Raw genomic sequence first — 15346 nt, forward strand, 5'->3', positions numbered from 1 at the left:
CGATGAAAACCGCGGTCAAGATTCGGCAGTTCGACGATCCCGATTATAATCCATTCAATTCGGACGAGGCGAACTTCGGTAGCACGCTTGATCCTTATCCCGAGATCGCGAAGTGGCGGACCGAAGCGCCGGTGCTGGAAGGTGACTATCGTCCGAAAATGGGCCTGCAATCGGCCATGTACCCCGACCGCAGGATGTTCACCGTCGTCGGGTCGGACGAAATCCTCCAGTGCCTGACCGATACCGAGCGCTTTTCCAACGCGGGATACAAGTTCAACCTGGGCGCCACTTTCGGCCAGGGCAGCATCAGCACCATGGACAATCCCGAACATGGCCGCTGGCGCAAGATCTTCCAGAAGATATTCCTGCCTCAATTTGTGACGAAATGGGGCGAATCCATCGTCGATCCGGTTGTCCACGATCTGATGGACAAGTTCATACCGCGCGGCGAGGCGGACCTGATCGAGGAATTCACGATACGTTATCCGTTCGAGGTCATCTACAGGCAGCTCGACCTGCCGCAATCCGACGTCGCGACGTTCCAGAAACTGGCCATCGGCCAGACCGACTACATGAATACGGACAAGGCGATCGAAGCAGGGCACAAGTTGGGCGAGTATTTCATCGCCCTGGTGAACGAGCGGCGGCGCAATCCCGGAACCGATCTGGTCAGCCTGCTCGCCACGACCGAGGTGGATGGCGACTATCTGCCCGAACTCGTCCTGATTTCCTTCCTGCGCCAGTTGATGAACGCCGCGGGTGACACGACTTATCGCGGTACGAGCGTGCTGCTGACCGCGCTGCTCGACAATCAGGACCAGTTCGAGGCGATCCAGCAGGACCGCAAGCTCATTCCCATGGCGATCGAGGAAGCGCTGCGTTGGGATGGGCCGGTCGCGGTTCAGATGCGCCTGGCAAAACATGATGTGGTGCTTGGAGGCGTCGAGATTCCCGCGGGATCGCTGCTGGACGTGGTCGCCGGTGCGGCGAATCGCGACCCCGCCATCTTTCCGGACCCGGACAAGTTCGACATTTTCCGGGAACGCAAGCCCCACTTCTCCTTCTCGCGTGGTCCCCACATATGTGTAGGCCAGCATCTGGCCCGCGTGGAAATGACGCGCGCGCTCCATGCCGTGCTAGATAATCTGCCGAATCTGCGGTTCGATTCCGACCGGCCACGACCGGAAATACGCGGATCGATGATGCGTGTTCCCAAGCATCTTTACGTCCGTTTCGGTGCCTGATCGGCCAGCAATTTTTCTGGAGAGATAAACGCGTGCCTATTGTCATCATCACGACGCGCGACGGTGAAGAACGGAATCTGGAGGCCCGCAACGGCTCGTCGTTGATGGAGGTTATCCGCGATGCCGGGGTCGACGAACTGCTTGCCCTGTGCGGGGGATGCTGTTCCTGCGCGACCTGCCATGTAAAAATCGATCCCGCCTTCGCGGCCTTGCTTCCGCCAATCAGCGAAGATGAAAGCGATCTGCTCGACAGCTCCGAACACCGCGACGAGCATTCGCGGCTATCATGCCAGATCCCGGTCAGCGATGCTCTGGAGGGCATGCGCCTCACGATCGCTCCAGAAGACTGAGACGGGCGTCGACCGGCCAAGCCACCGAACCATTTTGCCAGGAGAGCCGAGATGCAGACCATTGCCGACACCACCGTGCATCGGCCCGACCATATCCCCGCCGAGCTGGTCCGCGATTTCGACCTCTACGATATTCCCGGTTCCGCCGACGATGTGCAGGCGGCCTTTGCCGCCATCCAGCAGGCTTGCCCGGACATCTTCTGGACGCCGCACAATGGCGGGCACTGGGTCGCCACGCGCGGCGACGACATCATTGCCATGCAGCGGGACTTCGGACATTTTTCGCACAAGCATATCGTCCTGCCTCCCATGCCGGAGGGTACGCCACGCCAGATTCCGCTGGAGATGGATCCGCCGGAACATGCGCGATACCGCCGGCCGCTGATGCAGGCGCTCATGCCCGCAATCGTCGCCGAGCTGGAATCCACGGTCCGTGACGTTGCCATCGCTGCAATCGAGAAAGTGCTGCCGCAGGGCGAATGCGAGTTCATCGAGGATTTCGCGAAGGTTCTTCCGATCCACGTCTTTCTGGAGCTGGTGAATCTGCCCCTCGCCGACAAGGCCGTGCTGCTCCCGCTCGCCGAGGATTCGGTGCGTGGCCGGGATGCGGAGACGCGGCTGCGCGCCCATATGGAAATGGGCGCCTATCTGATCGACAAGGTGCGCGCCCGGCGGGACAATCCGGGCAATGACCTGCTCAGCAAGCTCGTAAACGTCGATCTGGGCGACGGTCGGATCTCTGAAAAGGAAGCGGTGGACTACGCCACCCTCGTCCTGTTCGGCGGCCTCGACACCGTCGCGGGCATGATCGGCTTCATTGCGCGGTTCCTCGCGCTCAATCCCGGCCATCGGCGCCAGCTTGTCAAGCGGCTGGACGACGATGCCTATCTGAAGAACGCGATCGAGGAATTGATCCGCCGTCATGGCCTCGCCAATACGGCGCGGGTCATCGTCGAAGACTTCGACTACAACGGCGTGCACTTCCGCGCGGGCGACCGTATCCTGCCCGCCAATCTGTTCGTGGGCATCGACGACAGGCTGAACGATGCCCCCCTTGTCGTCGATTTCGAGCGGGCAAAGCCTGTCCACGCGGCGTTCGGCAATGGGGCACATGCCTGTCCCGGCGCGGTGCTGGCGCGCCGCGAGGTGCGCATCTTCCTGCAGGAATGGCTGAGCCGCATCCCCGATTTCCAGATCAGGCCGGAGACCAGGCCGATCCTTGCCACCGGGATGGTCAATGGCGTGCTGCGTCTGGAGCTTGTCTGGCCCTAGAGCATTACGCGCGAAATCTGCACCATCCCCCGCTCGTCCTGGGCTTGTCGAAGGAGGCGAAGCCTGGCGATGCGCCAGCGTCCTTCGACAAGCTCAGGACGAGCGGGTCTCGATTCAGGTTTCCTGCCTTTTGCCCCAAGCCAGAGGGCGCGGACCTGGGGCAGGTGGTGACGGTCCTTGCCGAAGCCTGCTGTGGGGCTGATAGTCGTCCGGGCGCGTGACCTGCGAAGGAGGTGCCATGCCCCGCAAACCCGTGGATCAGCTCAATGTTGGCCGGTCCTACTACACGCGGCAACTGCCCGGCCTCGATGTCGAGCATTTCGGGCCGCTCTGGCATTTCTTCACGGTCGGCCATCTTGTCGCGACGGACCTCGACGCCATTGCCGGGAAGCTGGGGTGCGGCTTCGCCGACCTCGATCTCCTGGGTACGCTCGCCATAGACGAACGCAGCGCCCTGCGCGCCACCGACCTTGCCTCCACCCTCTTTGTCTCCAACGCCGTGGTCTCCACGCGCATCGCCCGGCTGGAGAAGCAGGGCCTCCTCGAGCGGCGGCGCAACGCGCGGGACAAGCGCGCCTTCGACCTGCTCCAGCCTGTGTCCGGTGAAAATGCACGACACCGAATTGCCGATGCCCTCGAAGCTGATGTTCTCGAAGCTGATGTTCTCGATGATGGGTGCCAATCGCGATCCGAATATATTCGATGATCCCGACAGGTTCAGGATCGACCGTCCGCTCAACCAGGCGAAGCGGCATCTTTCCTTCGGGTACGGCGTCCATTTCTGCCTCGGCGCTCCTATTGCCCGGCTGGAGGCGCAGATCAGCCTGCGCAAACTGGTCGAGCAGCTGCCCGACCTGCGGCTTACCGGCACGCCGGAGCGAATCGACAGCTGGATCTACTGGGGTCAGCGCGAACTGCCCGTGGCCTGGGACTGAAGGGCGGGAACCGACAGGAAATCGCATCCATCGCCTATCTGAAATGTCGGCCCGCTCCGCCCGTCACGGCTTGGCCTTTTCCCGCGCCTCAGTCACCAAGAGAGCAACCCAATCGCCCCTGCGGGTCCGCAACCTCCGGCGGACAGGCGACCCGCCAGAGCTTTGAGAGGAATCCATCATGACGGACTATGACCTGGTCATTCGCGGCGCGACGATCCTTGACGGCAGCGGCGCCGAGCCGTTCGACGCGGACGTCGCCGTCAAGGATGGCGTCATCATCGCAGTGGGTCAGGTCAGCGGCGCGGGCGCGGAGGAGATTGACGCGCGCGGCCGCATCGTGACGCCCGGCTTCATCGACGTGCACACTCATTATGACGGTCAGATCACCTGGGAGAACCGCCTCGCCCCCTCGTCCGACCATGGCGTCACCACCGTCGTGATGGGCAATTGCGGCGTCGGCTTCGCGCCGGTTCGCGCCGGCGACCATCACCTGATGATCAAGCTGATGGAAGGCGTGGAGGACATTCCGGAGGTCGTCATGGCCGAAGGCGTCCCCTTCAACTGGGAAACCTTTCCTGATTATCTCGACGCGATTGAAAAGCGGGAAAGCGACATCGACTTCGCCGCGCAGCTGCCGCACAGCCCCCTTCGCGTCTATGTCATGGGCGAGCGCGGCGCCAATCTCGAACCGCCGACCGACGGGGATCTGGCCGAAATGCGGCGGCTGACCCGGGAGGCGATCGAAGCGGGCGCGCTGGGCGTCACCACCTCGCGTAGCTATGCTCATCAGTTTCGCGATGGTCGGCCCGCGCCGTCGGTAAGAACGGAGGATCAGGAGATCCTGGCGCTGGCGGCGGGCCTGCACGATGCCGGCAAGGGCGTGTTCCAGATGGTGCCCAGCTATGACGTGACGGCGGCCGAGCGCATGGAACTGCTGCGCGACATCGCTCGCACATCCGGGCGTCCCGTCTCCTTCACCTTCATGCAGTCGCCGCGCGGGCCGGCCGACTGGAAGGAAATGCTGGGCGCCCTCGAAACCGCCAAGCAGGACGGGCTGGAAATCCGGGGCCAGATCATCCCGCGTCCGACCGGCGCCATGCTGGGACTGGAGCTGTCGCTCCACCCGTTCGCCTTCAACCCGAGCTTCCGCGAGATCGAGCATCTGCCGCTGGTGGAAAAGGTGCAACGGATGCGCGACCCCCAATACCGAAAGCGCCTGATCGCGGAGGAACCGCAGGACCCGCACGCCTTCTTCATGTTCGTCATCTCGGACCTCGACGCTCTTTTCGTGCTGGGCAACCCGCCGAACTACAATCCGCATCCCGACGAGAGCATCGCGGCGCGGGCGCGGGCCATGGGGGTTGATCCCAAGGAACTCATCTACGACGCACTGCTCCAGCGCGACGGCCGCGAGGTGCTTTATCGCCCGCTGGGCAATTCCGAGGGTGAGCGCTTCCAGAGTTCCGGTCTCAATCTGGTGAAGAACGACCGCACATTTCCCGCACTCGGCGACGGCGGTGCGCATTACAGCATGATCTGCGATGCGGCATATACCACCTACTTCCTCACCTATTGGGTACGCGACGCGGAGGAGGCCCGGAAAATCGAGCTGCCTTATGCCATCCGCAAGCTCACCTTCGAACCCGCCCACGCGGTAGGCCTCGGCGATCGCGGGCTGGTTCGGCCGGGTTACAAGGCCGATCTCAACATCATCGACATGGAAAGGCTGCACCTCTACGCGCCGCACGTCACATATGACCTGCCCACCGGGGGACGGCGCCTGTCGCAGCGCGCGGATGGTTATGAAGCGACCATCGTCAGCGGTGTCGTGACGTATCGCAACGGCCGCTCGACCGGAGCTCTGCCGGGTCGTCTGGTGCGCGGCTGCCGCGGGGCGCCTCACATCGCCGACCAGGAAATTCTCGAGCGGGCATGACCGGCCGATCACTGGAAAGAGGACCACCGATGGCAGACACAAAGCTGACGCCCGAACTCATCGCCTTCGTTCAGGAACAGAAGGATCGGGCGGATATCCTGGCCGCGCTTCACCGCTATACGCGCGGCGTCGACCGGCATGACCGGGAACTGATGCTCTCCGCCTATTGGCCCGATGCCTTTGACGAGCACGGGGTTGCCGAAGGCGTCGCCGCGCAGTTCGTCGACTGGGCGCTCGGCTGGCATCATGAGAACCAGACCAGGCATCAGCATATCATCAGCAATCACACGGTCGAGTTCGACGGCGACACCGCCCATGGCGAGACATATTACATCTTCTGGGGCGAAAACCGGGAGGGGCCGCCGACCCTCGCCTTCGGCCGCTACGTCGACCGCTTTGAAAGGCGGGACGGTGAATGGCGCATCGCACATCGCGTCTGCGTCAACGAACTGTCCGGCCAGTTCATTGCACCGCCCATCTCCGAGGCGTGGAAGGACATGCTCTACAAATCCGGCCCCAGCCGCCGCGATAAGGGCGACGTTTCGTATGTTCGCCCGCTTACCAGGGAGCGCGCCATCGCCTGATACGGATCGGGGCCGACGGGCGCTTAATCTTGCCGGAGCGGTTCCGGCACGGTCAGTCGGGGCCAAGCGCCCAGTCGATCCGCTCGGTCAGGAAACTGAGCACCGCGCGGACATGCGGCATGGCCAGTCTTTCCTTGGAGCCCATCAACACGACCGACAGCGGTGACTGCGCCAGGTCCGGAAGGACGGGCAACAGCGTACCGGCCTCCAGATCGCGCCGTGCCAGCATTTCCAGATTCTGCGCGATGCCCAGACCCGCGCGCGCGGCAGCCATGATCGCGGCGCCGTCGTTGAAGGAGAAGGCTGCCGGTGGCCGGACACGCACCTTGCGGGCATCATCCGCGAAGATCCACGGATTGCCGCCCGGCATCTCCACGCTGGCATAGAGGATGCAGCGGTGATGGCTGAGGTCGTCGGGAACGAGGGGCACGCCGTGCTGCTCGAGATAGGATGGCGATGCCACGCAGACCAGCCGCGTCTGCCCCAATGGCACGGTGAGCCAGTCCGACGACGGTATCTCGCCCGCACGCATGACGATATCGAACCCGTCCAGGCGAAAGAACGTTCCCCTGTCACCCAGCGTGAGATCGAGGGTGATGTCGGGATGCAGACGGCGAAATTCAGCGAGCGCCGGCACAACGAAGGCGTGGCCTACCGAGGCGGGGACATCGACCCGTACCCGTCCCCGCGGCCCGCTACCCGGATGCAGCGCCTTTTCCGCGGTCGCGTAGGCGTCCAGCGCGGCTCGTGCGTGTTCCAGTAACTGCCGACCGTCCGCGGTCAGGTCGACGCGCCGGGTCGTGCGGTTGAACAGGCGTGCACCCAGATGCTCTTCGAGACGGCTGATGTGCAGGGTCATCATGGCTGTCGACAGGCGCATCCGTGCCGCGGCCTTGGTGAAGGAGGCCTCCTCCGCGACCGCGACGAATGCTTCCATGGCGTTGAGCCGATCCATCGCTGCTTTTCCGAGTCTCCAGCGCCGGTTTTCACGCGCCGGCCCGTACCGCGCGACAAGAATAGACATGCGTTCCCGCGCATCACAGCCCCCGCTGGTCGACCATCATGGATATGGTGCTTCGCATTTGCCGCGTATCAGCGCTGGCGATGCTTGGTCCGCGCTCTCACTGTTTCGACAGAATGTGAGGAGGCAAAGGATGAAGGATTGGCCGCATTATGTCGATCTGCTGAAGGGCGCGGAACAACTCGCGTCACGCCTAGCTTTTCCCGACAGCGATCTGATGAAGGCGCAGCTCTGGAGACAATTCGCGATGAACATCGCGCAGGGTTATTTCCTGCTGTTTCAGTCGAGCCCGGACCATCCCGAATTCGCGCCGTTCGAAAACAGCGTCTTCCTCGCCCAGCCCAATCCCGATGCGGTCTATTATTACGCTCCGGTGGACGGCCGCGGCGTCTACCGGGTGGTCGGCGAGCGAGGCAACGCGCCGGTGGCGGGGTTCGCTTTGGGTAGCCGCATCATCGGCATGGACGCGCTGCCCGGACGCGGGCTCGGCAATCATGACATGGACGATCTCAGCCTCGACGCCGACGGTAAGTTCGAGGTGATCTTCAGCACCGAACGACCCGCGGGCTACGGGGGCGACTGGCGGCCGATGGACCCGGAGACGGATTTCATCATGGCCCGCCAGTTCTCCTATGATTGGGGCAGGGAACGGGACGTCGTGCTCGCCATAGAGCGCCTCGACGCGGTGTCGCCGATCCGCCCGGCCCTGTCGGCCGAAGAGATCGACGCGAAGCTGACGCATCTGTTGGGCGGTTATGCCCGCAACCTGTCCGGCATCTGTCTTGGCGCCGTCAATCGCTGCGCGAAGCGCGGTTTCATCAACCGGTTCAACCTGAACAGCTATCAGGAACTGGGCAATGGTGAGGATTGGCCGCAGACCTATTGGGAAACGGTGTTCGACATCGCCGGGGACGAGGCACTCATCATCGAGAGCGATCTTCCCGAACGGCGGCTCTACTGGAATGTGCAGGTTATCGACGGATTGTGGAACCAGGTCGACTATGTCTATCAACAGTCGAGCCTGAACGGCCATCAGGCAGTGGTGGACAGCGACGGCAGGTTCCGTGCCGTGCTGTCACACCGCGATCCGGGCATTGCCAACTGGCTCGATACGGGCGGCAATCTGTATGGCATGATGATCGGCCGCTGGTATCGCTGTTCCAGCGAGCCTCTTCCGGCGATTACGAAGGTGAAGTTCGCCGATCTCGACCAGCATCTGCCCGAAGACACGCCCCGGATCGGCGAGGCGGAACGTGCCGAGGCATTGCGCAAGCGTCGCATCGGCTCGCAGCTTCGCCGCAAATGGTGAAAACGAGGGGAAAAATGATATGAGCGGTTATCTGGACAGCCGCGCCAATTTGCATGGCAAGGTCGCGGTCGTGATCGGCGGCGGGGGCGGCATCGGCGCGGGCGTGTCGCTGGCCCTCGCCCGCGCCGGCGTCGACCTGGCAATATGCGACATCGACGCGGAGGCGCAGGCGACGACGGAAGCCGCGATCGATGCTCTGGGACGCCGGGTGTCGGCGCATGTCCTCGACGCCGCGGATGCCGATGCTCTCGACGCCTTTTATGACGCGGTGGAGGCGGAATTTCCCCGGCTCGACATTGTCGTCAACGTCGCGGGCGGAACAAAGCGGCAACCGCTGATGGAGGCCAGCCGCGCCGACATCGCGCGCGATGTCCAGCGCAATTACGGCTATGTCGTGCAGTCGGTGCAACGGGCCATCCTCCTCCTGCGGCGGTCGGAGGGCGGAGGCAGCATCATCAACTTCACCACCATTGAGGCGCATCGCGGCGCGGCGGGCTTTTCCGTCTATGCGGGCGCAAAGGCCGCCACGGCCAACTTCACTCGCTCGATGGCGGTGGAACTGGGCAAGGAGAAGATCCGCCTGAACTGCATCGCGCCGGATACCACGTTCAGCAAGGGTAATGCCGCCGCGATGCCGCCCGAATTCGCGGAGGGCTTCACGCGCCTGTCCGGGCATGCGCAGCCCAAGGGCCTGCAAATGTACATCCCGTACGGCGAAGCGCCGCCGGTCGAGGCGCTGGGTGACGCCGTGCTGTTCCTGGCCTCCGATCTTTCCACCTTCGTCTCCGGCATGACGCTGCACGTGGATGGCGGGACGATGGCGGCGGCGGGTTTCCTCGAGTGGCCCTTCGGCGACGGATTCGTCCCGATGCCGCTCGCCGGCACGCTGGAGCGCATGTATCGCGACGGTGACCCTGCGTAAGGATCGCCATCGCTCATGAGTAACTCCGGACGGATCAGCCGACCATGCCCTTGGCCACTTCGACAATCTCGGCGGTCTGCGGGGCAAAGGCCGTTTCGAGCGGCTTGGAGAAGGGCACCGGACAGAAAGCGCCGCCAAGCCGCCTGACCGGCGCCTTCAGTTTGCCGAACAGTTCTTCGTTCAGCACCGCCGCGATCTCCGCGCCGACGCCGAAGGGCGTTACGGCCTCGTGGACGATCATCGCCCGGCCCGTTTTGGCGACCGACGCCAGCACCGCCTCGCGATCCCAGGGCGCGACAGTCCGCAGGTCGATGAGTTCGGCCGAAATGCCCGCTTCCGCCAGCTTTGCGACCGCAGGCGTCGCCTCGTGGATCATCCGCGAATAGGCGATGATGGTGAGGTCGGTTCCTTCTGCCAGCACATTGGCTTTGCCAATCGGTACTCGCTGCCCCTTTTCGGGCGCCGCGGCCGGAGTCCAGTAAGTGGGCCCGTTCTCGATGAACAGTACCGGATCTGGATCGTCGATGGCGCTGCGCATCAGACCATAGGCGTCCTGCGGGCTGGAGGGGGCGAGGACCTTGATGCCCGCGGTGTGAGCGAACCATGCCTCCAGATAGTCGCTGTGCTGACCGCCGGAGGAAAAGCCGGTGCCGGTCATGGTGCGTATAACGATGGGCACATGGGTCTGGCCGCCCGACATGAAGCGCAGCTTTGCCGCGTGGTTTACGATCATGTCCATCGCGACCGTGGTGAAGTTCATCAGCATGATCTCGGCAACGGGCTTAAACCCGATCATGCTGGCGCCGATTGCCGCGCCGATGATCGCCTGTTCCGAGATCGGAGTGGAACGCACGCGCTGATCGCCGAACCGGGAGGATAGCCCCTTGGTGACGCCACAGACGCCGCCTTCTTCCGGGTCGGCGACATCCTCGCCCAGGACGACGACATTCTCGTCCTCCTCCATCGCATCGGCAATGGCGGCGTTGATCGCCTGCAAGGTGGTCGCCTTGGCGGGCTTGGTCATGGTTTCGGTACTCATCAGGCCAGCTCCTCCGCGAAGACGTCGCGCTTCAGTTCCTCGACGCCGGGGAAGGCGCTGGCGAGGGCGCATTCGATAGCCTCGTCAATCTCCTTCTCGGTCGCGGCCTCCATGGCGGCGAGCTGTTCCTCGGTCGAAATTCCGTCAGCGATCAGCCTTGCACGGAAGCGGGAAACGGGGTCGTTCTCCATGGCTTCGGCCTTGCGCGCCTTGTCCATGTAGGCGTCCTGGTCGCCGAACACATGGCCGTGGAAGCGATAAGTCATCGCTTCGATCAAGGTCGGCCCGCCGCCGGCGCGGGCACGGGCCACGGCCTCGTTGGCGGCGGCATACATCGCGAAGGGGTCGTTACCGTCGACGCGTTCGCCCGCCATGCCATAGGCCGCCGCGCGATCCGCGACGCGCACATTGCTGGTCTTGTGATAGGCCGTGTGCTCGCCCCATTCATTGTTCTGGCACAGGAAGATCACGGGCAGCTTCCAGACGGCAGCGAGGTTCAGGGACTCGTGGAAAGCGCCGATATTCGACGCGCCGTCACCAAAGGTGGCCACTGTCACGCGGCCATCGCCGCGCATCTGAGATCCCCAGGCGAGACCATTGGCGATCGGCATGGAGGAGCCGACGATACCGGTCGTCACCATCACGCCCTTTTCGGGATAGGTGAGGTGCATCGGCCCGCCCTTCCCCTTGCAGGTGCCGTCGACGCGGCCGGCAATCTCCGCCCATAGATCCTTGAGCGGGAAGCCCTTGGCCAGCATGTCGTGGGTGCCGCGATAGATGGTGCACAGATAGTCGTCGTCGTTCAGGTTGACGGACATCGCGCTGGGAATGACCTCTTGGCCGCGCGGGCTGTAATAAGGCATGACGAGACGCCCGCTCATGACGACCTTGCGCGAACGTTCGTCGTTCGCCTTGATCAAGGCCATCCGGCGGTAGATTTCCACTTGGGTCGCCGCATCCGGCACTGCCCTGTTGCTCATGGTTCAACCATCCTTTTCTGGCGGTTCGCAAATGCTACCGAATGCGGTCCCGAAGTTATGGGAGGGCCGGAAGCCCCTGGTCCACAGCCGCGTTACGATATCGCGGTTGTGAAGGTTTGCGGTATTCAACCGACAAGCTCGAACAGCGCCGCAGCGCCCATCCCGCCGCCGATGCACATGGTGACGACGGCGTTTTTGGCGCCGAGCCGCCGTCCCGCAAGCAGCGCGTGGCCCGTCATGCGCGATCCCGTCATGCCGAAAGGATGGCCGACGGAAATCGCCCCGCCATCGACATTCAGCCGCTCCTGCGCAATTCCCAGTCTGTCCCGGCAATACAGGGCCTGGCTCGCATAGGCCTCGTTCAGTTCCCACAAGTCGATATCATTCACCGTCAGACCGAGCCGGTCCAGCAGCCTGGGCACCGCGAAGACGGGGCCGATGCCCATCTCGTCCGGTTCGCATCCCGCCGCCTGCATGCCCTTGTAGAGGCCCAGGATCGGAATGCCGCGCCGTGCCGCCTCGTCGGCGTCCATGACGACGCACACGCTGGAGCCGTCGGACAACTGGCTGCAATTGCCCGCCGTCACCGTGCCGCCCTCGAAGAGGGGCTTCAGCTTCGCCAGTCCTTCGATGTCCGTCCCCGGACGATTGCACTCGTCCCTCGTCAGCGTGACCTCTTCCTGCCCCACAACGGCCAGCGACTTGTCGACGACGTTCCTCACCGCGGCGATTGGCACGATTTCCTCGTCGAACCAGCCATTTTCCTGCGCGGCGACGGTGCGGGCCTGACTGATCACGGCGAATTCGTCCTGCGCCTCGCGGCTCACGCCGTAGCGGCGGGCGACGAGATCGCCCGTCAGGTTCATCGCCATGTAGATTTCGGGCTTGTGCTCCAGCAGCCATTCGTCCTTGTTGCGAAAGGTGTTGCGATGCGGATCGACCAGCGACACCGTCTCCACGCCGCCCGCTACATAAATGCCGCCCTCTCCCGCGCGAATGCGCTGCGCCGCATAGGCGATGGTCTGGAGGCCGGAGGCGCATTTGCGGTCCATCGTGACGCCGCAGACGCTGATCGGCAGCCCCGCCCGCAGAGCCGCCTGACGCGCGATGTTGGAGCCGACCGCGCCTTCGCACCGGGCCGAGCCCAGCAGCACGTCCTCGACCTCGCCGGGGTCGATACCCGCCCTGGCGACGGCCGCCGCGATGACATGCCCGGCCATCGTCGCGCCGTGGAGATTGTTGAGGGCGCCCCGGTGGGCCTTGCCGATGGGCGTTCGCGCCGTGGCGACGATCGCTGCTTCCTTCATCTCTCGAATGTCTCCCGTAGGTCCGGGCGACAGTTAGGCATTTGGCGATCCCGGTACCATGGCAGCGGGCCTTCATCACGTTTCCGATGTTTTCCCGTTGGCTTGACCATCGGTGGCCGCGGCCCACAAAGCAGGAACGACCCGTCAATGCAGGAACCCTACATGACCATCACCCTAGAGAAGCAAGGCCCGGTCGCCATCGTGACGCTCGACCGTCCGCAGACCAAGAATGCCATCACGCAGGAGATGCGGGGCCAGTTCTATGGGGCGTTCGAGGAGATCGCGCTGGACCATGACGTAAGTGCAGTGATCCTCACCGGCGCGGGAGGCGATTTCTGCTCGGGTATGGACGTAGGCGGTCTGGGCCGGGGCGGCGTCACGGGGTCGATGGACCGGATGCACACGCTCAACCGCATCGCCAGGGCCATATATTCCCTCAAGAAGCCGACCATTGCGGCAGTGCCGGGGATCTGCGTCGGCGTCGGCTTCTCCTATGCGTTGGCCTGCGACATCGTGCTGGCGGGCGAGAAGGCGAAGTTCGCCGCCATCTTCCGCAATATCGCACTGGCCCCCGATGGCGGGCTTGTCTGGCATCTGCGCCAGTTGCTGGGCGTGCAGAAGGCCAAGGAGCTGATCTATTCGGGCCGCGTCATTCGCGCCGACGAGGCGGTGGCGATGGGTCTCGCCTATGAAAAGGTCGCCGACGATGCCCTGATGGACCGCGCCATGGAACTGGCGGCCAGCTTCGCCGCCGGCCCCACCGTCGCTATGGCCCTCGCCAAGCGGCAGTTCGACCTCAGCTGGAACGCCAGCTTCGAGCAATATCTCGACATGGAAGCCACCATGCAACCGATCGCCAGCCGCACCGAGGATCATGAGGAAGGGCTCAAGGCCTTTCGCGAGAAACGCAAGCCCGAGTTCCGGGGGGCGTGACCGGCATGATCCAGCCCGAAGCCGAATGGCGCGCTCATCTTGAGGAGGGCCGCTTCATGATCCAGCGGAGCCGTTCGACCGGCGGTCACGTCTTCTACCCGCGCGTGGCGCATCCCGGCACCGGCGCGGACGATCTGGAATGGGTCGAGGCGTCAGGCAAGGGCACGGTCCATGCCGTCACCGTGGTCCGCAAGAAAGACCCGGCCGACAGCTATAATGTCGTGCTGGTCGATCTCGCCGAGGGGCCGCGGCTGATGAGCCGCGTCGACGCTATCGCGGTGGACGAGGTGAAAATCGGCATGGCGGTCCGCGCCAGAATTATCGACGAAGGGCACAAGCCGTTGCTCGTCTTTGTGCCGGCATGAGCGCTCATTACGGATTTCCGCGCGGGCGCACCGCAATCGTCGGCGCCGCGACTTTCGGCATCGGCAGATGCCCCGGCGTCTCGGCGATCGACATGGCGGCCAAGGCGACGCTGCTCGCGCTTGCGGATGCGGGCATCGCCCTGTCGGAAGTGGACGCACTATACACCTCCGCCCCTTACGAAGCGCTCGGCGGGATGGAGCTGGCGGAATACCTGGGCGTCACGCCCAAGGTGACGGATTGCAATCGCACCGGCGGTTCGGCGTTCGAGGTCTATGTGCAGCAGGCGGCGCTGGCGCTGGAGGTGGGGCTGATCGACTGCGCGCTGATCGCCTATGGTTCCAACCCGGCGAGCAACCCGCCACCGGGAGTGGGCATGACCAGGCAGAGCCCGTGGGAGGCGCCCTATCGGCCTCTCGCGCCGATCTCCTCCTATGCGCTGGCGGCAAGCCGGCACATGCACCTCTACGGCACCACGCGCGAACAACTGGCGGAAGTCGCCGTGGCCGCGCGGCAATGGGCCCAGCTGAACCCGGAGGCGGCAGTGCGCGAGGCGCTGACCGTCGAGGATGTGCTGAACGCCCGGATGGTGTCCGACCCTCTGACGGTGCGTGACTGCTGCCTTTTCAACGATGGCGCCGCCGCGGTAGTGATGGTTCGCGCCGATCGGGCGAAGGACTGCGCGAAGGCGCCGGTCCATGTGCTGGGCGCCGCCCATGCCGTCACTCATCGCGAAATCAGTTCCATGCCTGACCTTACCGTGACGGGCGCGGCGATCTCCGGGCCGCAGGCTTTCGCGCAGGCCGGCGTCGGTCCGGGCGATATCGACGTCGTGATGCTCTACGACGCCTTCACTATCACGCCGATCCTGTTCTTTGAGGATCTTGGCTTCTGTCCCAAGGGCGAAGGCGGCCGTTTCATATCCGGCGGCCACATCGCGCCGGGCGGCGGACTTGCGCTCAACACCAATGGCGGGGGACTGTCCTGCGTGCATCCGGGCATGTATGGGCTGTTCCTCCTGGTCGAGGCGGTGCGCCAGCTTCGCGGGGAGGCGGGCGAACGGCAGGTCCGGGACGCCCAGTTGGCCCTCGCCCATGGCAATGGCGGCGTGCTGTCGAGCGAGGCGACGGTGATCCTGTCGCGCGCCTGAT

16 protein-coding genes are annotated in these 15346 nt (G+C 64.1%); 12 read left to right on the plus strand and 4 right to left on the minus strand.

What is annotated here, in order from left to right; all coding sequences use genetic code 11:
• The first annotated feature begins 2 nt into the window (after positions 1–2).
• The 7 genes from IEX32_RS10975 (at position 3) to IEX32_RS11005 (ending at position 6321) form a co-directional block, all read left to right on the plus strand.
• Positions 3–1244, plus strand: coding sequence for a cytochrome P450 (locus IEX32_RS10975; protein WP_188771425.1), 1242 nt, complete (start codon positions 3–5; stop codon positions 1242–1244).
• A 32-nt stretch (positions 1245–1276) separates the two neighbouring features.
• The gene (locus IEX32_RS10980; RefSeq protein WP_188771427.1) at positions 1277–1594 is read left to right on the plus strand and encodes a 2Fe-2S iron-sulfur cluster-binding protein; all 318 of its coding nucleotides are present in this window, start codon (positions 1277–1279) and stop codon (positions 1592–1594) included.
• A 51-nt stretch (positions 1595–1645) separates the two neighbouring features.
• Positions 1646–2866, plus strand: a complete 1221-nt coding sequence (locus IEX32_RS10985; protein WP_188771428.1) for a cytochrome P450 — start codon at positions 1646–1648, stop codon at positions 2864–2866.
• A 238-nt stretch (positions 2867–3104) separates the two neighbouring features.
• Positions 3105–3572, plus strand: a complete 468-nt coding sequence (locus IEX32_RS10990) for a MarR family winged helix-turn-helix transcriptional regulator (protein ID WP_188771430.1) — start codon at positions 3105–3107, stop codon at positions 3570–3572.
• The gene (locus IEX32_RS10995) at positions 3535–3801 is read left to right on the plus strand and encodes a cytochrome P450 (RefSeq protein ID WP_229736322.1); all 267 of its coding nucleotides are present in this window, start codon (positions 3535–3537) and stop codon (positions 3799–3801) included. Before IEX32_RS10990 ends, IEX32_RS10995 begins: the two co-directional genes overlap by 38 nt.
• 178 nt (positions 3802–3979) lie before the next feature.
• Complete coding sequence (locus tag IEX32_RS11000) at positions 3980–5737, plus strand: N-acyl-D-amino-acid deacylase family protein (protein WP_188771432.1); 1758 nt, start codon at positions 3980–3982, stop codon at positions 5735–5737.
• 29 nt (positions 5738–5766) lie between these two features.
• Positions 5767–6321, plus strand: a complete 555-nt coding sequence (locus IEX32_RS11005) for a nuclear transport factor 2 family protein (protein ID WP_188771435.1) — start codon at positions 5767–5769, stop codon at positions 6319–6321.
• Between the two features lie 52 nt (positions 6322–6373).
• Here IEX32_RS11005 and IEX32_RS11010 read toward each other — a convergent pair whose 3' ends face one another.
• A complete protein-coding gene (locus IEX32_RS11010) occupies positions 6374–7276 on the minus strand; it encodes a LysR family transcriptional regulator (protein ID WP_188771437.1) in 903 nt (300 codons plus the stop codon).
• Between the two features lie 199 nt (positions 7277–7475).
• Here IEX32_RS11010 and IEX32_RS11015 point away from each other — a divergent pair, with 199 nt between their 5' ends.
• On the plus strand, positions 7476–8651 hold the full coding sequence (locus IEX32_RS11015; protein ID WP_188771439.1) for a DUF1214 domain-containing protein: 1176 nt from the start codon (positions 7476–7478) through the stop codon (positions 8649–8651).
• Positions 8652–8670: 19 nt separating this feature from the next.
• Positions 8671–9573, plus strand: a complete 903-nt coding sequence (locus IEX32_RS11020) for an SDR family NAD(P)-dependent oxidoreductase (protein WP_188771441.1) — start codon at positions 8671–8673, stop codon at positions 9571–9573.
• Between the two features lie 34 nt (positions 9574–9607).
• Here the strand turns inward: IEX32_RS11020 and IEX32_RS11025 are convergent, their stop codons facing one another.
• From IEX32_RS11025 to IEX32_RS11035, 3 genes are all read right to left on the minus strand, one after another.
• Positions 9608–10612, minus strand: a complete 1005-nt coding sequence (locus IEX32_RS11025; RefSeq protein WP_188771443.1) for an alpha-ketoacid dehydrogenase subunit beta — start codon at positions 10610–10612, stop codon at positions 9608–9610.
• Complete coding sequence (locus tag IEX32_RS11030) at positions 10612–11592, minus strand: thiamine pyrophosphate-dependent dehydrogenase E1 component subunit alpha (protein WP_188771445.1); 981 nt, start codon at positions 11590–11592, stop codon at positions 10612–10614. The genes IEX32_RS11025 and IEX32_RS11030 overlap by 1 nt, the downstream gene beginning before the upstream one ends.
• Before the next feature lie 125 nt (positions 11593–11717).
• On the minus strand, positions 11718–12899 hold the full coding sequence (locus tag IEX32_RS11035) for an acetyl-CoA C-acyltransferase (protein WP_188771446.1): 1182 nt from the start codon (positions 12897–12899) through the stop codon (positions 11718–11720).
• A 162-nt stretch (positions 12900–13061) separates the two neighbouring features.
• Between IEX32_RS11035 and IEX32_RS11040 the strand changes: the two genes are divergently transcribed.
• From IEX32_RS11040 to IEX32_RS11050, 3 genes are read left to right on the plus strand one after another with little or no spacing between them, the layout of a single operon-like run.
• A complete protein-coding gene (locus tag IEX32_RS11040) occupies positions 13062–13832 on the plus strand; it encodes an enoyl-CoA hydratase/isomerase family protein (RefSeq protein WP_188771448.1) in 771 nt (256 codons plus the stop codon).
• A 5-nt stretch (positions 13833–13837) separates the two neighbouring features.
• Positions 13838–14197, plus strand: coding sequence for a Zn-ribbon domain-containing OB-fold protein (locus tag IEX32_RS11045; RefSeq protein ID WP_188771450.1), 360 nt, complete (start codon positions 13838–13840; stop codon positions 14195–14197).
• A complete protein-coding gene (locus tag IEX32_RS11050) occupies positions 14194–15345 on the plus strand; it encodes a thiolase family protein (RefSeq protein WP_188771452.1) in 1152 nt (383 codons plus the stop codon). Before IEX32_RS11045 ends, IEX32_RS11050 begins: the two co-directional genes overlap by 4 nt.
• The last annotated feature ends 1 nt before the right edge of the window (position 15346 follow it).

Origin of the sequence: Novosphingobium endophyticum (assembly GCF_014640675.1) — a bacterium.
Classification (GTDB): domain Bacteria; phylum Pseudomonadota; class Alphaproteobacteria; order Sphingomonadales; family Sphingomonadaceae; genus Novosphingobium; species Novosphingobium endophyticum.